This is a genomic window from Candidatus Contubernalis alkalaceticus (assembly GCF_022558445.1).
Lineage (GTDB): Bacteria > Bacillota > Dethiobacteria > SKNC01 > SKNC01 > Contubernalis > Contubernalis alkaliaceticus.
Genome location: NZ_CP054699.1, coordinates 3,515,383 through 3,537,083, shown reverse-complemented (window position 1 = coordinate 3,537,083; position 21,701 = coordinate 3,515,383). Strand labels below are relative to the sequence as shown.

Here is a 21,701-nt window from a genome sequence, read left to right as displayed (position 1 = left end):
AATTCATTAGAAAGAATTGACTGCATTATGAATCAAAAGGGGTCTAACCCGTTTGTTTATGTCTAATTACAGCAATTTTAAACGAATCAATTCTTTAAAGAAACACAGGAGCAGTTAAAATTTTGGATTCGGGAGGTTTTGTATTTGGGTACCATAGTAGTGGTGGGAACACAATGGGGAGATGAGGGAAAAGGTAAAATTACTGATATACTGGCGGAGAAAGCCGGTTTGGTAGTGCGTTTTCAAGGGGGAAACAATGCCGGTCATACCATCGTGATCGAAGACAAAACCTATAAACTTCACTTGATTCCCTCGGGAGTCTTTAATCCTGGGACCATAAGTATCATTGGAAATGGATTGGTAATAGACCCGGAGGTTCTGATAAATGAAATAAAAGGCCTGGAAATACAGGGTATCGATACCTCCTGTATTAAAATCAGTGACCGGGCTCACGTGATTATGCCTTATCATAGAAGGCTGGACACTCTGGAGGAGGAAAAGCGTCAGATCAAGATTGGCACCACTAAAAGGGGCATCGGCCCAGCTTACTTTGATAAAATATCCCGTACAGGGATTCGCATAGGAGAGTTGATTAACCCGGAGGAGTTTTCCCTCCGGTTAAAAACAGTTCTGGAATCAAAGAATGAAATTTTTGAAAAAATATATGGCGTAGAATCTATGAATTTTGAGGAAATATTTGAAGAATACAGCCAATATGCCCTTCTGTTGAAGGATAAAGTGGCAGATACCTCAATTTTAATCGACCAGGCGGTTGAGCAGGGGGAATCGGTATTGTTTGAGGGAGCTCAGGGAGTTATGCTGGATATCGACCATGGCACCTATCCCTTTGTTACCTCCTCAAATCCTACAGCGGGAGCAGTATGTGTGGGTGCAGGAATAGGCCCGGGCAGGATTGATAAGGTGGTAGGAGTGGTTAAAGCTTATACAACTCGAGTAGGGGAAGGCCCTTTTTCAACAGAACTTTTTGGTGAACTGGCAGACAGCCTTAGGGAAGCCGGAGGAGAATACGGCACAACTACAGGCCGGCCCCGAAGGATTGGTTGGATGGACGCAGTGGTGATGAGGCATGCCCGCCGCCTGAATGCTTTGACTCATCTAGCTATAACCAAGCTGGATGTGCTTAGCGGCCTTCCCACAGTAAAAATCTGCACTGGTTATGAATTGGATGGAAAGGTGATAAAGGAATGGCCGGCAAGCCTGGGAGTCCTGGAAAAGTGTAAGCCCATTTATGAGGAAATGGAGGGTTGGACTCAGGATCTGTCTAAAATTGATAGGTACGAAGACTTCCCCCCTCAGGCAATTGCTTATGTAAAACGTATTGAAGAGCTGGCAAATGTTCCTGTTTCCATTGTTTCTGTAGGTCCCGGCAGGAACCAGACCAAATTTCTTGAGGAAATCAGTTTTTAGTGTTGACAAAAGCATGAAAGTATAGTAATATCTCGTCTTTGACAGTTGTTACAAGCAAAAAGCTTGATGATCCCTGATTTACAAGGATTATCAAGCTTTTTTTGTATTCAAAAAAGTGAGTAATGTTTTTATTTTTTTGTCGCTTTAAAAATTTTTTTCATTTGTTTTGTTTTTATAATCTGGTAGTCTGTACGGAAATCAAATGCCTCATGTAAATCATCAGTAAAGTCAGTTCTCGTATATGTTGGAGTGTAACCCTCCCCCTTTATTTCATGAAAGTTCATATCCTTTAATCCTCTAATTATTTCACTGCAGGTATATTTCTCACCAAGCTTTTTTTCCAATAATCTGTAAATAATTAAGGATATAAAGCAAGTTGTAAAATGTGCTTCTATTCTGTCATCACGGCTTAAATAAACAGGTCTGGCTTTAAATTCACTTTTCATAATTCTAAAACATTCTTCAATCTCCCATCGTCTATTGTTTACTTTAATTATTTCAGAAGCATCATCCTCAAGGTTTGTACATACAGCATAAAACCCATCAAAGGCTTCTTCTTTAGCGATAACCTCTGTATCAATACTGTATATTTCTTTTTCAGCAATTTCTCCATCAGGAGTAAAATTAGTTTTTTTAATAAATCTTCTGCAATCATTCTGATTACATTTTTTTATTTTTGTAGGATTTGAATCTATTGTTTTTTGTGCACGTTCTATCTGTGAATTACGGATTTTTCTTTGATAATCTCTATACTTGATAGAGTACGTCACAATGATTTTTTGTTCAAGGTCATTTTCTTTAATCCAACGTTCTTTGTAAAACATTTTATTTTTAGCTTTCTCATCATCTAGTTTAGAGATGTCATAGGTTTTTACATCGTTAGAGAGGTGCCATTCGTTTGGATCAAGTGCCCATTTTTTTAGATGTGCTTTTAATTTCTTAATTGATTGAGTTGTAATAAATGCTCGTTCTTCCCTGTCGTTAAATTTTCTGTTATTTTTGGACGCTAGACCGGCATCGGTACATACGATAAATTTAGAAAGATTAAAATCAGATAGAATTTTCTTTTCTAAGGGTTTTAGTGTTAATTGTTCATTTGTATTTCCTTTGTTGATGCTAAATGCAAGAGGGATACCGTCTCCATCCATAAATAGGCCCATTTGAATGATTGGGTTTGGTCTATGCTCTTTTGATGGACCGTATTGCTTATCGCCATCTGCCTGTTCAATTTCAAAAAAATAATTGGTGCAATCATAATAAAGTACACCAGTATTTCTCTTAGAAACTTTTAAACTGTTGTTGTACAAGGATGATTGTAAAAAATCCGTTTCCTTAGCAATAACTTCAAGAGCTCTGTATATATGTTGAAGTTCAAAGTTAGGTTGTTCTATAAATCTTGAGGAAAGTTGGTAAGTGGCGAGCTTAGATGAAGGGAAGATTATTCTTCCGTAAATCAATCTGGAGAGTATGGAGTTTAGGTCATATGTAACCTTGTATTTTCCTAACATTTCTTTACATATTTTGTGAAGGCCAAGTTGATAGTATATTTGTTGAAGAAAAAGATAACCACCGTTAAAAGAGCGCTGTTCATCTTTCGTAATGACCTTGGAAGGTGAGTACTTTACCAACACATCAAGCTTTTCTTCCTTCTCTTTTTGATTCAGCTCTGCTATGTATTTCTTTGCCCATTCAATGGGATCCTGGCCGTTTAACTTTTTACTCAAATCATTAACTGTTCCAAGTTTTTCAACAATCTTTGATGAATGTACACCATTCTCATAAGTTGATTTAATTACGTAAAGAGATGTGGAATTTTTTGATTTCGAAATAGACAATCTCATATTAACCCCCCAATCCCTTATATTATAACATAATACTCAATAATACTCAATAGAAATAGGTGAAAAATTGACAAATTTGCAATAAAAAAAGCCCTATTTTCAAGGCTTTTAAGACATGTGTTCATTATTCAACTGTCAAAGACCCGAGGAACCAGACCAAATTTCTTGAGGAAATCAGTTTTTAGTGTTGACAAAAGCATGAAAGTATAGTAATATCTAAACTCGTGAGAGTGAATAATTCTTGTGTGGCCCCTTGGTCAAGCGGTCAAGACACCGGCCTTTCACGCCGGTAACGGGGGTTCGATTCCCCCAGGGGTCACCATTAAAATTAAAAGCAGCCACAGCTGCTTTTTTTTAATTCTTAAATTTAATTAATAATTTATCATGTTTTTGGCAGGAATTTTAAATATTTTATCGAAATATAATCTTTGGGTTAACAGGACAGAATCTCTTTGTTCTCCTATTTTATTACATATTTTCTGCTCCGGTTCTACAAAAACGGAGGTTATAGGATGATACTTAAAAGAGATGTAGATTTATCCCGTCGATTGATTGGGAGCTTAAAGCCCATGGCGGTCCTTATGCTGGTTGTTCTTCTCATCGCCGGTGCATTTTCTCTACACGACTATCTCGGTAGTTTTTATTACCAGGTTTGCCTGGATGGACAAGTTCTGGGAGCTATTAAAGATCCGGTGGAAGTAAAGGATTATGTGCTCCAATTACGAGATGAGGCTGAAGAATACTACGGGATGGAAGTTGTTCAGATGGGCATAATATCTGCCCCACAGGTCAGGGATGTTTCTCTGACTGAAGAGTCGGAAAATGTTATGGCTTTATTGAAGGACAAGCTCACCTATAAAACGGAGGCCTGTGATATTCAGATTAATGGGTCTACTAATTTTTTGGTGAAGAGCGATGAGGAATATGAAAAAGTTATAAGGCTGGTTAAGGAAAGCTATCTTCAAGACGGAGATGAAGGGAAAACATTAGTCGATGTATTTATTGAAGACGACATAACCGTCGATTATGTGCTGGCAGATCCTACCAGAATATTGGAACCTGAAGATGTAGCAACGGTTCTGGTGGAAGGACGAAATCGCCGTCAAGTTTATCTGGTTTCCCGGGGAGATACATTGTCTCAAATAGCACAGAGACATTCCTTAAAGACCAGCGAATTGCGGGAGATTAATCCGCAGCTTAACGGAGACTCACTTCAAATTGGTGACGAACTGAACTTGAGTGTGGTAGAAACACTGGTGAACGTAATAGTAGTTGAAGAAGTTGTCAAAGAGGAAAGAATTCCTTTCAAAACTAATACGACAAACAGCTCCACTATGCTGTACACTCAATCAAAGGTCACCACAGAGGGTGAAAACGGACTGAAAGAAGTGACTTACAAAATCACTTCAAAAAACGGAGTAGAAATTGAGAAAGAGATTCTAAAGGAAGAAGTTATTAAACAGCCTGTAACCCAAGAAGTAGTAAAAGGCACAGCAAGGCCTGTAGTCGTAAACAATAATACTGTGAAGGTTAATGCCACTGGACGGTTTGCTTGGCCGTCAGCATCCAGAAGAATTACTTCTTATTTTGGAGCCAGAGGAAGTGGATGGCACTCCGGTATCGATATTGCTGGACCTGTGGGTACTGCAATATACGCTGCAGACAATGGAGTTGTAACTTTTTCCGGTTATTCCGGAGCATATGGAAGAACTTTGATAATCAACCATGGAAATGGTTTTAGCACGTTGTATGCGCATAATTCTTCTAATCTGGTCGGAGTTGGAGCAACGGTAACAAAGGGTCAAACTATAGCTACCACCGGTGCAACCGGTAATGCAACGGGGCCTCATGTGCACTTTGAGATTAGAGTAAATGGCACCGCTGTAAACCCTTTAGGGTACTATTAAATTAAAAAAAAAGCCAATGTAACACAAATTTTACCCCATTGTAACTTAATTGTAACATTGAGTCGTTATAATAAGAGCATAAGTTGGAGTTTGACCCCCTCTTAATATATTCTTAAAAAGCGCGGCATAAGCCGCGCATTTTTTTTTGGATGCGGGATTATGCCAGGTGTGCTATAATTTTATATATATAGTTCCCATTAAATTGGGTCAGGGGGAATAACTATGCAGGCAAAAATCCTGGTGGTAGATGATGAAAAACCTATTGCCGACATAATTATGTATAACCTGGAACAGGAAGGATTTACGGTTTTAACCGCCTATGATGGAGAAGAAGCGGTAAACATTACCTTTAGGGAAAAACCCGACCTGGTAATTTTAGATATCATGCTTCCTAAAAAGGATGGGTTTACAGTTTGTCGAGAAATTCGAAAAAGGCTTTCTGTCCCCATTATTATGCTGACCGCCAAAGAAACGGAAACGGACAAGGTGTTGGGGTTGGAATTGGGAGCCGATGATTACGTAACCAAACCTTTTGGAACCCGGGAACTGATTGCCCGGGTCAGGGCCATATTAAGAAGGACCGAGGGCAGCATGCCGGGTCAGGAGATTATTAAGTGCGGCAGCATAGAAATAAACCAGAATACCATAGAAGTTAGAAAAGGCGGTCGATTGTTAGAATTGACCTACCGGGAATTTGAACTGCTTACATATCTGGTCAGAAATGCTGGCTGTGTGATTACCCGAAGCAAACTCTTATCCGATGTATGGGGTCATGATTATTATGGTGATGATCGTACCGTAGATGTAACGGTGCGGCGCCTTCGGGAAAAGGTGGAGGAAGACCCCAGCCGACCGGATTATATTTGCACCAAAAGAGGTATTGGTTACTATTTGAGGAGGCAGGAACATGTTTAAAAGCATGCAGTGGAAAATCGTGCTCATGTACAGCCTTCTCATTCTTTTTGCCATGCAGTTTTTTGGGTTTTACCTTTTACAGGGAATCGAGGAATACTATTTAAATGATTTTTCTGCATCTCTGGAGACCCAGGGAGAGCTTTTAGCAAGTTTTGTCCGGAGGCACCTGGTAGATGAACAGGCGGAGTTATACATACACGACCTGGTAAAGGGTTTTGGGCTCCAGGCCGGAACAGAAATTATGGTGTTGGATGGCTTTGGCAGGGTTATTAGCAGTAACAATGAAGACACCGAACTTTTGGGCAGAAGGATAGTGCATCAGGAGGTGACCCGGGCTCTAACCGGTCACAAGAGTGAAGATTTAAGAATCGTACCGGACACCAACCAGAGGAGTAAATACCTGGCGCTTCCGGTAAAATCAGGGCAGAATGTAGTGGGAGTAATTTATCTGGTGGGTTCTCTGGAAGGCCTGGATAATACCTTGGGACAAATTCGGAGAATTCTACTCACCGGAGGACTTTTGGTCATGACTATAACTGCCTGCCTGGGCTTTGTCCTGGCTAAGACTATTACAGTCCCCATACAGTTCCTTACCTCTAAAGCTGAAAAGATGGCCTCTGGAGATTTCAGTCAAAAAATCATAGTAAAAGAAGACGATGAGATCGGGCAGTTGGGCATGATGTTTAATCACCTGGCACAGCAGCTGGACGAAACCTTAAAAGAGATTTCTTCGGAAAAAAGTAAAAGTGAGGCAATTCTCAATTATATGACAGACGGGATTTTGGCTTTTAGCCGTCAGGGAATTTTAATTCATATGAACCCGGCAGCCCAGCAGATGCTGGGTATACATGATGGGCAGCCTGTTGAAGAATACGCTAATAAGCTATTGATTCAGATGTTTCCTCAAGGGGATTATTGGAGTAGTATGGAGGAGAAAGAACAGTTGGTTTCAGAGTTTACCTGGGGTGAGCAGGAGGAAAAAGTGCTTAAAGCTTTTTTTGCCCCTTTCAAAACCCGCGAGGGCTCTTTAACCGGTTTTTTAGTAGTGCTGCACAATATAACCCGGGAAAGAAAATTAAGCCAACTGCAGCAGGAGTTTGTGGCCAATGTTTCTCATGAACTGAGGACACCCCTTACCACCATAAAAAGCTATGTGGAAGCATTGGTGGAAAACCCCATGGATGACCGAAATTTACAGTCAAAGTTTCTTCGGGTGGTGAAAAACGAGACTGATAGGATGGTGCGCCTGGTTCAGGATTTGCTTACCCTGTCAAGGTTGGACTACCGACAGGTACGTTGGAAAAAAGAGTGGGTAGATATAAAAAAATTGGCAGAAGAAACTGTTGAGCTGGCAGCGGTGGAGCTGGAAGAATTAGGCATTTTTTGGAGCATTAAGTTTCCCAATTATCTTCCTCCCCTCTATTTGGACAGGGACCGCATCAAACAGGTACTTTTAAATCTGCTGAACAATGCCCAGCAGTATACTCCCTCCCAGGGCAGTATAACCTTGGAGATAGAAGTGGAGACAGACAAAGTTATCATTAGTTTGGAGGATACCGGCTGCGGTATTCCTGAGGAGGATCTCCCTCGGGTATTTGAAAGGTTTTATCGAGTGGATAAGACCCGCTCCCGGGATTACGGCGGCACCGGTTTGGGACTGCCTATTGCCCGTCAGATTATAGAAGCCCATGGAGGCCAGATGATAATTGTCAGTAATTTGGACCAGGGAACCCGGGTAAGTTTTATTCTCCCTCAGGACCTGGACCAGGAAGAAGGTGACAAATTTTATGTGGGAGAAAATTAAATCCTTTTTGCTGGTGTTTTTAATACTCCTAAGTACGGCCATGAGTTATCGGCTGTGGTTTGGTTCACCCAATTATGAGGCTATAATTTTACCCATCTTTGAACGTTTCCCAACAGGACAAGAATCCTCTGCAGTAAATCTGCTGCTTCCGGAAAAAATAATATACTATCAAGCTGTAGATTTGCCCCAAATACAGGAAGAGTCTTTATCCCCGGTGAATCAGGAAGAACAGGAAGGCCAGGAAGAACAGGAAGGCCAGGAAGAACAGGAAGGCTTGGAAGAACAGGAAGGCCAGGAAGAGCAGGAAGGCCAGGAAGAGCAGGAAGGCCAGGAAGAGCAGGAAGGCCAGGAAGAGCAGGAAGGCCAGGAAGAACAGGAAATGACGCCCTTGAACGAAGTTGAGGAAGCTCTTGTTACGACAGGTTTAACCGGGGGAGGAATTTACTCCTATAACTTTTCACAGCCTAATTTCGGCAGGCTTTGGGAAGCCTTTACATATCACCTTCTTAGAGTAGACAATATTTCCCTATCCCTGGTAAATTCGGAGGAAATAAGCTTCAGATTGAAAGAGAGAAGGAATTCTTCCCTGGAGTTATCTTTCACTGCTCCCTTTGATGCAGAATTATTCTTTTCCTCAATGGAAAGCACTTTAGATATGCAGGAGCTTCCGCTGATCCAAAATATCTTTATTTTTTGGGAGGAGGAACCAATGACTTTTTTTCAAACTTCTCAGGGGAGCACTTATCAAGTCAGTTGGGATAACAATTTTTCCTTTCTCTTTAACGAAGTAAAGGAACTGACTTCAACCAAAGAACCAGACCATTTCCTTTTGTCTGAGCTGGCGGATACAGTTCCATTTATCCTGGAAAATCAACTGATATTTGAGGAAATGTATGTCCCTGTTCAAAACCCTCTTCTTCCGGACTTTAATCTCAGCAGGGACTTTGCCAGGGGGGAGGAGCTTGCAAAAATGTTTTTTGTAGACCTTTCCCTGGTCAGGCAAATTAAAGAAAGAGATGAAGCCATTATTTTTACCGACGGGCAGAAAGGGCTGCGGATTAGCTCCCTGGGAATGATTGAATTTACCGCTCCCCTTGAGAGCGATGTGGGAAAAAGACTATCCTATCGTAATGCTCTAGAAATAGGGACCAAGTATGTCAATCTGTATGTGGCCCTGCCTGAGGAAATAAGTTTGAGGATAATGGAACTTAAACCTGTTGCTCTAAATAACAAAGAATACTATCAAATGAAGTTGAACGCTTATTATGGCGGCCTGGTCTTAGACCCGGAAAGTTTTATTTTGGAAATGACTTATGACGAACAGGGGCTGGTAAGCTATACTTGTCAAAGTTACACTATAAAGTCTAATAAAGAAGAACTTGTGGAAGTCCAATTGGAAAAAGCCCTGTCAGCAGTTCAGTCAAGCTTGCCGGAATTGTTCCAGGGAGAAACTGCCAGGAGGATAACCGGTGTCAATCTAACTTACATGGTGATAGAGGATGGATTGGAAGAACTGCTTCAGCCTTTTTGGAACATAGAAATTGATGAGAAGTATCTGGTTATGGTTAATGCCCGAAGCGGAGAAGTGACGAGTATGAAAGATGTGAATTAAAATTACAGGAAAAATAGGATCGGGGAGAATCTACGCATGGAATGGTCTAAAGCAAAAAACATTTTAATTATGATATTCCTGGCATTAAATCTGTTTTTAGGTTACAGCCTATGGGAAGATATTTATTTGAATTATCCCTCTCGGATAATATCTCAGAAGGAAATAGAAGAGGCTGAGGCCCGCCTGGAGGCAGTTAACCTGGAATTAAAGATTAATATTTCCCCTCAGATTTTTACTATGTCTTTTCTTACCGTCAGCAACCAGGAACAGCAGGGAGAAATTTTGGCGGAAAAGTTGCTTGATCCGGAACAACCCTTTAGCTTTAATAAGGGAACAGAAGGAACTCCTCAGGTTTATCGCCAGGATAAAAATCAGATTTATATCTGGGAAAACGGAAGGGTTATTTTTACCCGGGAACCCATGGTCGATCTGGAACAATCTCAAGATGAAGTCCTGGAGGAAGGGGCTGCAATTTCTTTAGCCGAGGAATATCTGGAGAACGCACAGCTTCTTCCCGTGGATGCCAGGTTAGAGGAGGTTCATTCTATTGGGGATAATCGTTACCAGATAAGGTATAATCAAGTTTACAAGAATCAAACCCTATATGGTGGTTACCTCTTGGTTCAGATAACACCCCGGGGATTGGAGCAGTTTGAATTATACTGGCTTGACCCTCAAGGTTTTAGCGGGCAGGAAATGAATAATATTTCAGCGGCGGCAGCCTTGGGAAGACTGGCGGACAGTCTGGAGCCCTTTTCAGAGAGAACTGCCGTGGAGTCCATGAACATTGGCTATTATAGTGAAGTTTTTGATGCCCAAAAATGGGACATGGTCCCTGTTTGGCGCATTCGGTTATCCAATAGAAGGACATACTATATAAATGCCTATACCGGGGAGTTGGAGGGGATAGAAGAACTGTAAATTTTTATCAAAACTTAAAATGTAATAATTAGAGAAGGTATAGGACTTTTTTTGCAGAATAAGTCCATAAATAATAGCATGACACTTTTATCACAGGAGGATTATTACATAATGGAACAACTGGTTGTGAACGGAGGAGTTTCTCTTGAAGGGGAAGTGGTAACCAGTGGGGCTAAGAATTCTTCCGTAGCTATTCTGCCCGCTGCCCTGATGGCAGGTTCTCCGGTAACTATAGAAAATCTCCCCTTAATAGACGATATAATTACACTAAAAGAGTTAATTCAATTTCTGGGAGCGGAAGTGCAAACTAATGGATACGGCAGTTTAACCGTTGATCCCCAAAAAGCTAATAGCTTTGAGGCTCCCTATGAACTGGTCAGCAAGCTTAGAGCATCTTATTATTTTTTAGGAAGCCTGCTTACTCGTTTTAAAAAGGCGATTATCCCCCTGCCTGGAGGGTGTCCCTTGGGGCCCCGTCCCATGGACCAGCACATAAAAGGTTTTCAAGCCCTGGGAGCCAGGGTGGAAATACGGCACGGCTGTATCCATATGGAAGCAGAACAGCTCAATGGCACAGAAATTTATCTGGATATAGTCAGTGTAGGCGCTACTATTAATCTTATGTTGGCATCAGTTACGGCCCAGGGAAAAACTATTTTGGAAAATGTGGCTAAGGAGCCTGAAATAGTAGATATTGCTAACTTTTTAAATGCCATGGGCGCTGATATTGTGGGCGCCGGTACCGATGTTATTAAAATCACCGGAGTTAAAAAATTGGGGGGGACAAACCACATGGTTATCCCTGACCGCATAGAAGCCGGCACCTTTATTTTGGCCGCGGCCAGCACTAACAGCAGTGTGCTTGTGAAAGAAGTAATACCCAAGCATTTGGAAGCAGTTACTGCCAAGCTTAAGGAGTTGGGGGTGGATTTGGATGTGGGAGAAGATTGGATTCATGTAAATGGCTGCTCATGTCCTAAACCCATAAGTATAAAGACTTTTCCTTATCCCGGGTTTCCTACGGACCTTCAGTCTGTAATTATGCCCATTATGACCAAGGCTAAAGGCCCCAGTATGATTACAGAGAATGTATTTGAGGCCCGCTATAAACATGTAGATGAGCTAAAAAGAATGGGAGCTAATATATTGGTGGAGGGAAGAACAGCCATTATAGAGGGAGGGGAAAGCCTCTCCGGGGCACCGGTTAGGGCAACGGACCTTCGAGCCGGAGCCGGTTTGATTATTGCTGGATTGATGGCTAAGGGTGAAACTATAATCAGTGGGGTAGATCATATTGATCGAGGATACGAAAACATAGAGGAAAAATTTAACAAGCTGGGAGCGGGCATAAAAAGGATAACTGAGGAGTAATTTAAGGTAGTATGATTTAGGAAGGACATCTACCTTGGAACTTTTTCTAGTGAGGCACGGTCAAACAAAAGCCAATAAAGAAAACCGTTTTCAGGGGTGTATAGATTATCCCTTGAGTCAGACAGGGAAAAGGGAGGCTCAGCAGGCCGCCCTAAGACTGGCTTCCATTTCCTTAGATGTTATTTACAGTAGTCCCTTAGTTCGCGCTTATGATACCGCACAAATTATTGCCAATGCACAGCATAAGGATGTCAGGGTATTAACTTCTTTAAAGGAGTTCCGCTGGGGCGTCATTGAGGGTTTAACCCGGGAGGAGATTCAGCAGAAGCACCCCGGTTTGGCTTACAGCTTAAAGAAGGGGTTCCAAAAGTCATCCATCCCCGGGCAGGAGCCCATAGATATTTTTTGGAATCGAGTAAACCGTACTATAAATTTTCTATGTGGTGCCCATGCGGGTAAACGGGTTCTGGTAGTAAGCCATGGGCGGTTTTTGAATGCATTTGCGGCGTCTTTTTTTAATATGAGTATTTGTAATAGCTGGCCCTTTCGTTTTTCTCATGGTTCACTTTCCCTATTTGAAGTGAACAGAGAAGGCAGGAGGGTTTTGATTTTTTTTAACGATACCTGTCACCTGGGGGAAACCCCTTATTGTCCCCTTTCCTGAAGTCTGGTATAATTTAATCATTAATTGAAAATTTTTAAATATTGCACTCATCCTAAAAGGGAGAAGTGTGTGTGAGGTGTGTTTTTAAGATGGATTCCTTTGACAACTACCAGAGAAAGTCTTCAAAAAACAAAATGCCTGTTTATTTTATAATGATTATTATGGGGATGGTCATCGGTGGGTTCTTAGTATCCTTTTTTCTTCCGGATATACTTGACCGCAGAGAATCCTTGAACGGGGACAGGCCTCCAGTGGATTGGGAAATTCCTGAGGAACATGAAGAGCCGGAGTACTATGAATACCAAAACACCGCTGTTGTCAAGGCAGCTGAAAAAGTAACGCCCTCTGTGGTAGGCATTACCAACATGGCTGTGGCGTATGACTTCTTTCAAGGGGACTCTCGATTGCAGGAAGTGGCCGGCGGTTCTGGAGTAATTATTGATTCCGCCGGTTATATTGCTACCAACAATCATGTAATAGCTGATGCCGATGAGATTGTGGTTACTCTATACAATGGAGAAGAACTAATTGCCGAAGTAATTGGGACGGATCCTGCTACAGACCTGGCAGTACTTAAGATTGAGCAAACCGGGCTTCCCGCAGCCAGTTTTAGCGACTCAGACAAAGTATTGGTAGGGGAACTGGCCATCGCTATCGGCAATCCCTTGGGCCTTGCCTTTCAGCATTCGGTAACCGTGGGATATATCAGTGCCCTTCAGCGTTCCATGCGGATTGGAGAACAGAATTTTTCATTTATACAGACAGATGCCGCCATTAATGCCGGCAACAGTGGAGGCCCTTTGGTTAATGCCGTAGGTGAAGTTGTCGGTATTAATACTGCAAAAATAAATATCACCGGTGTTGAGGGTATGGGGTTTGCCATTCCCAGCAACACAGTTAAGAAAATTGTCAATGACCTGATCGAACACGGCAGGATAATCCGTCCCTGGATAGGGATTTATATTCGTGAAATTGATGAAAAAATCGCAGAGGAAATGCAATTACCTGTGGGATATGGGCTGATTGTGGAGGAAGTGATAAGCGGAGGCCCGGCCCAGAAAGCAGGTTTAGAACCCAGGGATATCATCACGGATATTGAGGGTGAAAAAATTCAGACTTTTGACCGGCTCCGGGAAGTAATTAACCAGTATAAGGTGGGGCAAAAGGTGAACATTAAAATAATGAGAAAAGATACAGAGATAGAAGTGGGCCTGATTTTTGAAGAGATGCCATAGAGTCTCCTTGGCCCTTTGCTGTTTGACATCTTAGGAAGGTTAGCCATGCATATAAAAATTATTGCCGTGGGCAGGTTAAAGGAAAAGTATTTGCTGCAGGGAGTTTCAGAGTACTCAAAGCGCTTGAAGAAATATGCCCGGGTGGAGATATTGGAGATATCTGATGAGAAGGTCTCCGAAAAATTTTCTCCTGCTCAGGAAGAAACATTATTAAAAAAAGAAGGAGAGCGGATTCTTAAATTGCTGGAACCGGGCTCCTTCTTAGTTGTAATGGCGCTGGAGGGAAAGCAGCTGTCTTCGGAACAGCTGGCGGAAAAAATGGAAGGGTTGGCCCTGGGGGGCCGAAGTAAAATATTTTTTGTTATCGGTGGCGCCTTGGGTTTATCCCCAACAGTAAAAAAAAGGGCAGATCTGCTTCTCTCCTTCTCCCCCATGACCTTCCCTCACCAGCTTACCCGATTAATTCTCCTGGAACAGCTGTACCGGGCTTTTAAAATTATTAAAAGTGAACCATACCACAAGTGATTTAGCGGAAGTATACCTTCTAGAGGAAGCTATGCCTGCTTACTCTTATTTTTAGGTATAAGACACCCACCTCTAAGCATTAGCATAGGTGGGTATTGGGGAATCAGATGGAGTAGAGCCTCACCCGATTCCCCAATATTTCAGCTTGCTGAAACCAGTTCACTATAAACAGCATCATTGGACATCCCTCTGGAGTAGAGCGCAGGTTACTATTTATATAAATAGGCTCTCCTATGGGCCCGAACCCGGGCTCAGGCACAATAATATGTTCTAAGGCGGCATAAGCCTCTTTGAACCGAAGGCCTTATTTTGATAAAGTATAGTCAAAGGTGTAAAACACTGGAAATAGCCGGTGTTTTTTCATTTTAAAAATACAGGAGATGATTTTTTGTTATCTGGTAGTGACGATGTAGAGAAACTGAGGAAACAAATTAAGGAAATGATTGAAAAGGAGAAGATTAAATTTATTCGGCTGCAGTTTACGGATATTTTCGGGCAATTGAAAAACGTATCTATCAATTCCAAGCAGTTGGATCAGGCCCTGAATAATCAGGTGATGTTTGACGGTTCTTCTATAAAAGGGTTTGTTCGGGTAGAGGAATCGGATATGTATCTGGCACCGGACCCTTCTACTTTTACCATATTTCCCTGGAGGTCAGCGAGAGGGACGAAAACAGCACGACTTATATGTGATGTCCACACTCCAGAAGGGGAACCCTTTGAGGGCTGTCCCCGTAGTGTAATGAAAAAAATTCTAAAGGAATTAAAAGACATAGGTTATCAGCTGTTTGTGGGACCGGAGGTAGAGTTTTTTCTTTTTGAAACCGATGAAAATGGCAATCACAGTACTCGTACCCACGATAAAGCCGGATATTTTGACCTTGCCCCCACAGATTTAGGGGAAGATGCCCGGAGAGATATATGCCTTACCCTGGAGGAGATGGGTTTTGAAATAGAAGCGTCTCATCATGAAGCGGCTCCGGGGCAGCATGAAGTAGATTTTAAATACAGCGATGCTTTGACTGCCGCAGATAATGTTTCTACATTTAAGCTGGTGGTAAAAACAGTGGCCAAGGAACACGGCCTGCATGCCACTTTTATTCCTAAACCTATGACATGCGAAAACGGCAACTGCATGCATTTAAACATGTCTCTCTTTCAAAATGGAGTAAACGTTTTCCGCTCTGAAGAAGATGAAAAGGGATTAAGCCAAAATGCCTATTATTATATCGGGGGCCTTTTGAAGCATGCCCGGGAGTTTGCTGCCATCACTAACCCCACTGTGAATTCATATAAAAGACTGATGCCCGGTTTTGAAGCGCCTACACATATTGCCTGGGGTGAGGGAAACCGCAGTCCTTTGGTCAGAGTTCCTGCTGCCCGGGGCGAGGCAACCCGAATCGAACTGAGGAATCCCGATGCTACGGCAAACCACTACCTGGCCTTTGCTGCTGTTTTAAAGGCAGGAATGGAAGGAATAAGAAATAAAATTGATCCTCCCGACTGCTGCTGTGAAAATATGTATGATTTGGATGGTAAAACTCAAAAGCGCCGGGGAATTAAAAAATTTCCCGAGAATTTAAATGAAGCTGTACAGGAATTGGAAAACAGCCTGTTGATGAAAGAAACTGTGGGTGAACACATTTACAAACTCTATCTGAAAGCCAAAAAACGGGAATGGAAGGAGTACAGTAAAGCCGTTCACCAATGGGAACTCAATCGCTACATGGAAATGTAAGGGTAGAAAATGCAGGGAGCACAATGGGTTTTACTAAAAATTAGAATAAATTACAAATAAGTGTAGGATAATACAGGGGAAGTGGAGAATTCGTAAAACAATTCTATGAATTCAGTTTCGATAAAAGGATTTTGTGAAAACATGTAGTATAATAATCCAGTAAAGGGTATCCTTACAGTTGATACAGGATTCCTTACCAGGAGGTGCAGCAATGATATTAAAAAAGCTTGAAGTGGGCGGTTTTATGTCCAACTGTTATATTGTAGGATGCAGTGATACAAAGGAAGCGGTGGTGATTGACCCGGGGTCCGAACCGGAGGTCATCTTAGCCACGCTGGAAGAAATGGATCTGACGGTGAAGTATATTATAGCCACCCACGGACATATTGACCACATTGGAGCAGTTAAAGAAGTAAGGGAAGCCACCAAAGCCCCGGTAATTATCCATGAGGAGGATGCCGCCCTTTTTGAAAATACCCACGAAAATCTTTCCATGTTTGTAGGTTCAGAGCTGATTTTGAGCCCGGCGGAAAAAATTGTGGTAGAAGGGGATACCATATCCTTTGGTAATTACAATATGAAGGTGATCCATACTCCCGGTCATACCCGGGGAGGGATCAGCCTGAATATGGATGGTGTAGTTTTTACAGGGGATACTTTATTTGCTGCTTCTATAGGCAGGTCAGACCTGCCCGGCGGCAATCATCGTCAGCTAATTAGTGCCATTAAAGAAAAACTATTTCCCTTAGGTGATGATACGGCGGTATACCCAGGGCATGGACCGGAGAGCACTATCGGCAGGGAAAAAAAGGTCAATCCTTTTCTGCGCTAATCAATGGGAATTAACCCCGGCATAACAACTGTATGTGTTGTTAAAAAAGGCTGTAGCGAAGTTAAAGTTTTTCGGTTACAGCCTTTTTTTGCATTTTAATAAGACCCCCACCTCGAAGCGCTAGCGTAGGTGGGGGTCTTATTAAGGAGGAGTAGAGTCTCCACCTGATTCCCAGATTTTAAAGCTTGCTGAAACCAGTTCACTAATTTAGTTTCCTAATTAAAATGTTTTGGCTGCCTAAAACCAGGGCAGCTGGGGGATATCGAAAGGCCACTGCCAGCGGCGTTCCGGTTCTACATAGGGGCACGTGTCTTCACTACAATACTCCTGGGGTTCCGTGCCGCTAATAAAAATTTCCTCCAGGGCAGGGCCGCTGCACCGTTCGTTTTGCCTCAAACCGGTTTCAGCACAAAGCTTTACCTGTAAGATGCCCTGCGGCATCGAAAAATCCTGGGGAGAATAATCCATCAGAGCTTTCGCCATAAAATTGGCCCAGATAGGAACAGCCAACTTTCCTCCAGTCTGCCCCAGGGATTTGTTGTGGTCGTCCCCTACGTAAACACTGGCCACCAGCTGAGGGGTGTAGCCTACCATGTAGGCGTCGGTATAGTCGTTGGAGGTTCCGGTTTTTCCGGCAGCAGGCCTTTTTAGAATGTCCCCGGCAGCGGAACCGGTCCCCGGATAAACCAGCACACCTTTTAAAATATCGGTTAATATATAAGCCACCCTTTCATCCAGGGCCGCTGTTTGTTTGTAATCCTGTTCCCAGAGCACCCTACCCCGGTGGTCGGTGATGCGGGTGACAAACACCGGCTCTGCGGCCATTCCACCGTTAGCCAGGGGAATATAGGCAGCAGCCATCTCCAGTGCTGTTACTGTTGATGTTCCCAGGGCCAGGGAGGGGTATGGGTCCAGATGGCTCTTAATTCCCATATTGTGAGCATAGCGAATGGTTTCCTCCGGGCCTATGTCCATGTGCACCTTCACTGCGCTTACATTACAGGACAGCACCAGGGCTTCCCGGACCGTCAGATGCCGGTAATGAAATCCTCCCCCGTAGTCTTTAGGCTCATAGTCTTTGTTGGAGCCCGGGTTGGGAATTGCTATGGGTTCACAGAGGATTTGAGAAGCAGCCGTATAGCCTGAGTCTAAGGCTTTAGCATAAATAAAGGGCTTGAAAGCAGAACCAGGCTGGCGTTTGCTGTCTATAGCCCTATTTAAATTGCTTTCCCGGTAATTCAACCCCCCCACCAGAGCTTTTACATGTCCATTGGTAGGATCTACTGCTACCAAAGCCCCTTGGGGCTGCAGGATACCCTGCTCATCCACGTAACTCTGGGAGAAATTTTCCAACTCCTGCCGCAGGGCATCTTCTGCCGCTGCCTGCATGGTTGGATCCAGGGTAGTATATATATTCAGGCCGCCGCGGTAGACGTCTTCTCTCTGAATATCCAGCAGAACCTCCAGATGAGTGGAAGCAATATAATTGATAAAATGGCCTGCGGGACGGTCTCCACTTTCCAAAGATTTGTAGACTAGCTCCTGGTCCAGCGCCTCCTGTTTCTGTGCAGGAGTGATGAATTCCAACTCTACCATACGGTTTAATACGTGGGTCTGCCTGTTTCGGGCCGCCTGCTGGTTTCCTTCAATCAGAGGAGAATAATATCCGGGCCCCCGGGGGATTCCAGCCAGCATAGAGGACTCAGCCAGAGTAAGGTCTTTGGCTGATTTACCAAAATAACGCTTGGCCGCAGATTCTACCCCGTAATTGCCGTGGCCAAAATAAATAATATTTAAATACATATTCAGGATCTCGTCCTTGGTATAAGTCCTTTCCAGGTGCAATGTCAGAATCAGTTCATCCGCCTTCCGTTGAAAAGTCCGGTCGTGGGTCAAATATATATTTTTGGCCAACTGCTGGGTTATGGTGCTGCCCCCTTCTACAATGCGTCCCTTTTGAATATTTCTTAAGGCAGCTCGTCCAATGGACAAAAGGTTAATTCCAAAATGGTCATAAAAATGAGCGTCCTCTACGGCAATGACCGCTTGTTGAAGTTCTAAAGGGATTTCATTCAGCGTCACCTCCCAGCGGTCCTCCTGGTACATGGTGGTCAAAAGATCCCCATTACTGTCGTAAAACTTGCTGGTGAGAGCGATATCGGGTTCAGGCAGCGTATCTAGAGAGGCGATAGAGTAAAAAATATAGCCTGCACCTATAATGCCGGTAAGAAAAAACACAATAAAAGTTAAAATAATTATTTTGAAAAATGATATTTTTCTTTTTTTGGCCATAAGTATGCTCCTCGTTCTATCCTGACTATTATGCTTAAGCCATTATTCTAAAACTAAAATACAGATATAATTTAAGCATATTCTACCTTGTACATATTATACCATAGTTATCAAAGGTTTTATTCTAAATGGAGTTAGTAGAAAAGACCTCTGATTAATAAAGAGTATTTGGATATTGCAAGCAAAGTTTTACTCTATGAAAGCAGGGAATTAGGGTAAAGCTTGTAATTGGCAAGTCTAAAAAAAAAGTTTATTTTTTAAACTCTTTTTGGTATAATTGCAGATGTATGTGTTTGCTCAAAGACAATTATATGTTAAATATGGAAGAAGGTGCTTTGGTGATACCGATACCCACTAAATTTAAAATTGTAGCCGGTGCAGCGGAGGGAGAGCACAAGCTTACGGCTTTTGACCATGCCCTGCTGGAGGCCGGCATCGCTAACATTAACCTGGTAAGAATCAGCAGTATTATGCCCCCCGGTGCTCAGCAGGACCAGGATATGGCCATAGCTCCCGGCACCCTGGCACCTACGGCTTATGGAGCCATCTGTTCAGATATTCCCGGTACCGTAATTTCGGCAGCGGTAGGAATAGGCTTTTCTCATGACACCTTCGGAGTGATTATGGAATATGCCGGAGAATGCAGCAAAGAGGAGGCAGAGTCTCGTATCAGCTCTATGATTAAGGAGGCTTTTCATCTCAGGAATATGCCTCTGAAGGAAACCAGGATAAGCTCTGTGGAGCACGTGGTAGAAAAGACGGCTTCTGCCCTGGCTGCTGTAGTCTTGGGCTATTAAGCGGGTTTTTTTGCTGTAATAGAAGTTATACATTAAGGTTTATGTTTATAGTGTAACAACAATGTTTATATCGTGACGACTAACTGAAAAGAGATAAAGGAAGGAATCTAAAATATGGAGCTGTGGTATACGGAAAAACAGACTCCCCACCTGGGCATCACCTGTCAGGTTAAGGAGACTCTCTGCACCAGGATGACTGCCTTTCAGGAACTGGCCGTTCTGGATACTCTGCAGTTTGGCAAAATGTTGGTATTAGACGGAATGGTACAGACCACCGTGGAGGACGAATTTATTTATCATGAGATGATTACTCATGTGCCGCTTTTGACTCATCCTAATCCTAAGCAGGTGCTGGTGATTGGAGGAGGAGATGGTGGAACCATCAAGCAGATTGTCAAGCATCCGGGAGTATCCCGGGCTGTGCTGGTCGAAATAGATGAAGAAGTGGTAAAGGCCTGTAAAGAACATCTGCCGGAAATAAGCGGCGGCGCACTGGAGGATTCCCGGGTAGAGGTTATTATTACCGATGGATTAAAGTATGTAGAATCCTGCAAAGAACAATTCGATATAATCCTGGTGGACTCAACGGAACCGGTAGGGCCGGCGGTGGGGCTTTTTACCCAGGAGTTTTATCAGAATATCTTTGACGCCCTTACACCTCAGGGAATTATGGTGGCCCAGACGGAGTCACCCTTTTACAATAGGGACCTGATCCGCTCTGTAACTAAAAGAGTTGAAAAGGTATTCCCTGTAACGCGGCTGTATCTGGCTTCGGTGCCCACCTATCCCAGTGGATTGTGGAGTTTTACTTTGGGCTCTAAAGTGCATGACCCTTTGAAGGTGGAGATTTTTGAGGATTTGGATACCCGATACTATTCACCGGAGGTTCACAGGAGCTCCTTTGTCCTGCCGGGATTCACAAAAGAACTTTTGGAGGGGAAATAAATTGGATTTTCGGAGCTGCCTGGACAGTGAACAGGGTTTTATGGAATCCAGCCAGGACTATGAAGGCTCTTCTATCGTTCTTTTCGGGGCGCCTATGGACTATACCGTCAGTTATCGGCCCGGTTCCCGCATGGCGGCTCAGGCCATACGCCGGGTCTCTCGGGCTTTAGAGGAACACAGCCTGGTTTTGGAAAAAGACCTGAGGGAGGTCCGATTTTTTGATGGAGGCGACCTGGTCCTGCCCTTGGGCAATGTAGAGAAAAGCCTGGAAATAATAGAACAAGCCTGGAGAACACTTTTAAAGGAGGGTAAGTTCCCCCTGATGATTGGGGGAGACCATTTGGTAACCCTTCCTGCGGTGAAAGCGGCAGCAGAACTTTATCCGGATCTGGCGGTGCTGCAGTTGGATGCCCATGCAGATTTACGGCCCCATTATTTGGGGGAAGAGAAGAGCCATGCCTCGGTTATGTATAGGATATACTCAGATACCTGTGTGAAAGATATTTATCAGTTGGGGATCCGATCTGCCACCTCTCAAGAACTGGCTTTTGCCCGGCAGAATACAAGGTTCTTCCCCTTTGAAATAATAAAACCTTTGGAAACGCTAAAAGATGAACTGGCCAAGCGTCCTTTATATGTTACCTTAGATATAGATGTGGTTGACCCGGCATATGCTCCAGGGACAGGCACACCTGAACCCGGCGGCTGCAGCTCCCGGGAGATAATGGAAGCCGCAGTTAAGCTGTCGGATTTCCAGTTAGTAGGCTTTGACCTGGTGGAAGTGGCGCCAGATTATGACCGGGCTCAGATTACCTCTTTATTGGCTGCTAAAGTCATAAGAGAGATAATACTGTCACACGGCTAGAAAAAGGAA

17 protein-coding genes and 1 tRNA gene are annotated in these 21,701 nt (G+C 43.2%); 16 read left to right on the top strand and 2 right to left on the bottom strand.

Annotated features, from left to right (window positions below; all coding sequences use genetic code 11):
* The first annotated feature begins 144 nt into the window (after positions 1 to 144).
* Positions 145 to 1,428 carry an adenylosuccinate synthase gene (locus tag HUE98_RS17395; RefSeq protein ID WP_241421845.1) on the top strand — a complete coding sequence of 428 codons (1,284 nt, stop codon included), beginning with the start codon at positions 145 to 147 and terminating at the stop codon, positions 1,426 to 1,428.
* Positions 1,429 to 1,556: 128 nt separating this feature from the next.
* Here HUE98_RS17395 and HUE98_RS17390 read toward each other — a convergent pair whose 3' ends face one another.
* Entirely contained in the window at positions 1,557 to 3,269 is a 1,713-nt protein-coding gene (locus HUE98_RS17390) for an IS1634 family transposase (RefSeq protein ID WP_241420966.1), read from the bottom strand.
* Between the two features lie 247 nt (positions 3,270 to 3,516).
* Between HUE98_RS17390 and HUE98_RS17385 the strand changes: the two genes are divergently transcribed.
* The 12 genes from HUE98_RS17385 to HUE98_RS17330 all read left to right on the top strand — a co-directional run bounded on the left by HUE98_RS17385 (position 3,517) and on the right by HUE98_RS17330 (position 16,793).
* A tRNA-Glu gene (locus HUE98_RS17385) sits at positions 3,517 to 3,591 on the top strand.
* A gap of 190 nt (positions 3,592 to 3,781) precedes the next feature.
* Positions 3,782 to 5,176 carry a peptidoglycan DD-metalloendopeptidase family protein gene (locus tag HUE98_RS17380; RefSeq protein ID WP_241421844.1) on the top strand — a complete coding sequence of 465 codons (1,395 nt, stop codon included), beginning with the start codon at positions 3,782 to 3,784 and terminating at the stop codon, positions 5,174 to 5,176.
* Between the two features lie 222 nt (positions 5,177 to 5,398).
* Complete coding sequence (locus tag HUE98_RS17375) at positions 5,399 to 6,091, top strand: response regulator (RefSeq protein ID WP_241421843.1); 693 nt, start codon at positions 5,399 to 5,401, stop codon at positions 6,089 to 6,091.
* Positions 6,084 to 7,895 (top strand): ATP-binding protein, encoded by a 1,812-nt coding sequence (locus HUE98_RS17370; RefSeq protein WP_241421842.1) that lies wholly within the window; start codon positions 6,084 to 6,086, stop codon positions 7,893 to 7,895. The genes HUE98_RS17375 and HUE98_RS17370 overlap by 8 nt, the downstream gene beginning before the upstream one ends.
* A complete protein-coding gene (locus HUE98_RS17365) occupies positions 7,879 to 9,507 on the top strand; it encodes a two-component system activity regulator YycH (protein ID WP_241421841.1) in 1,629 nt (542 codons plus the stop codon). The genes HUE98_RS17370 and HUE98_RS17365 overlap by 17 nt, the downstream gene beginning before the upstream one ends.
* Positions 9,508 to 9,543: 36 nt before the next feature.
* A complete protein-coding gene (gene yycI / locus HUE98_RS17360; RefSeq protein ID WP_241421840.1) occupies positions 9,544 to 10,428 on the top strand; it encodes a two-component system regulatory protein YycI in 885 nt (294 codons plus the stop codon).
* A gap of 111 nt (positions 10,429 to 10,539) precedes the next feature.
* A complete protein-coding gene (locus HUE98_RS17355; protein WP_241421839.1) occupies positions 10,540 to 11,799 on the top strand; it encodes a UDP-N-acetylglucosamine 1-carboxyvinyltransferase in 1,260 nt (419 codons plus the stop codon).
* 34 nt (positions 11,800 to 11,833) lie between these two features.
* The gene (locus tag HUE98_RS17350; protein WP_241421838.1) at positions 11,834 to 12,463 is read left to right on the top strand and encodes a histidine phosphatase family protein; all 630 of its coding nucleotides are present in this window, start codon (positions 11,834 to 11,836) and stop codon (positions 12,461 to 12,463) included.
* A 71-nt stretch (positions 12,464 to 12,534) separates the two neighbouring features.
* A complete protein-coding gene (locus HUE98_RS17345) occupies positions 12,535 to 13,698 on the top strand; it encodes a S1C family serine protease (RefSeq protein ID WP_241421837.1) in 1,164 nt (387 codons plus the stop codon).
* Between the two features lie 45 nt (positions 13,699 to 13,743).
* Positions 13,744 to 14,223, top strand: coding sequence for a 23S rRNA (pseudouridine(1915)-N(3))-methyltransferase RlmH (gene rlmH, locus HUE98_RS17340; protein WP_241421836.1), 480 nt, complete (start codon positions 13,744 to 13,746; stop codon positions 14,221 to 14,223).
* Positions 14,224 to 14,662: 439 nt separating this feature from the next.
* Positions 14,663 to 15,961 (top strand): type I glutamate--ammonia ligase, encoded by a 1,299-nt coding sequence (gene glnA / locus HUE98_RS17335; RefSeq protein WP_241423601.1) that lies wholly within the window; start codon positions 14,663 to 14,665, stop codon positions 15,959 to 15,961.
* 211 nt (positions 15,962 to 16,172) lie between these two features.
* Complete coding sequence (locus HUE98_RS17330) at positions 16,173 to 16,793, top strand: MBL fold metallo-hydrolase (protein ID WP_241421835.1); 621 nt, start codon at positions 16,173 to 16,175, stop codon at positions 16,791 to 16,793.
* 237 nt (positions 16,794 to 17,030) lie between these two features.
* Here HUE98_RS17330 and HUE98_RS17325 read toward each other — a convergent pair whose 3' ends face one another.
* Positions 17,031 to 19,085 carry a transglycosylase domain-containing protein gene (locus HUE98_RS17325; protein ID WP_241421834.1) on the bottom strand — a complete coding sequence of 685 codons (2,055 nt, stop codon included), beginning with the start codon at positions 19,083 to 19,085 and terminating at the stop codon, positions 17,031 to 17,033.
* 338 nt (positions 19,086 to 19,423) lie between these two features.
* Between HUE98_RS17325 and HUE98_RS17320 the strand changes: the two genes are divergently transcribed.
* The 3 genes from HUE98_RS17320 to speB all read left to right on the top strand — a co-directional run bounded on the left by HUE98_RS17320 (position 19,424) and on the right by speB (position 21,692).
* Positions 19,424 to 19,882 carry a pyruvoyl-dependent arginine decarboxylase gene (locus HUE98_RS17320; protein ID WP_241423600.1) on the top strand — a complete coding sequence of 153 codons (459 nt, stop codon included), beginning with the start codon at positions 19,424 to 19,426 and terminating at the stop codon, positions 19,880 to 19,882.
* A 114-nt stretch (positions 19,883 to 19,996) separates the two neighbouring features.
* Positions 19,997 to 20,827, top strand: a complete 831-nt coding sequence (speE, locus tag HUE98_RS17315) for a polyamine aminopropyltransferase (RefSeq protein ID WP_241421833.1) — start codon at positions 19,997 to 19,999, stop codon at positions 20,825 to 20,827.
* A gap of 1 nt (position 20,828) precedes the next feature.
* Entirely contained in the window at positions 20,829 to 21,692 is an 864-nt protein-coding gene (speB, locus tag HUE98_RS17310) for an agmatinase (protein ID WP_241421832.1), read from the top strand.
* Positions 21,693 to 21,701 lie beyond the last annotated feature (9 nt).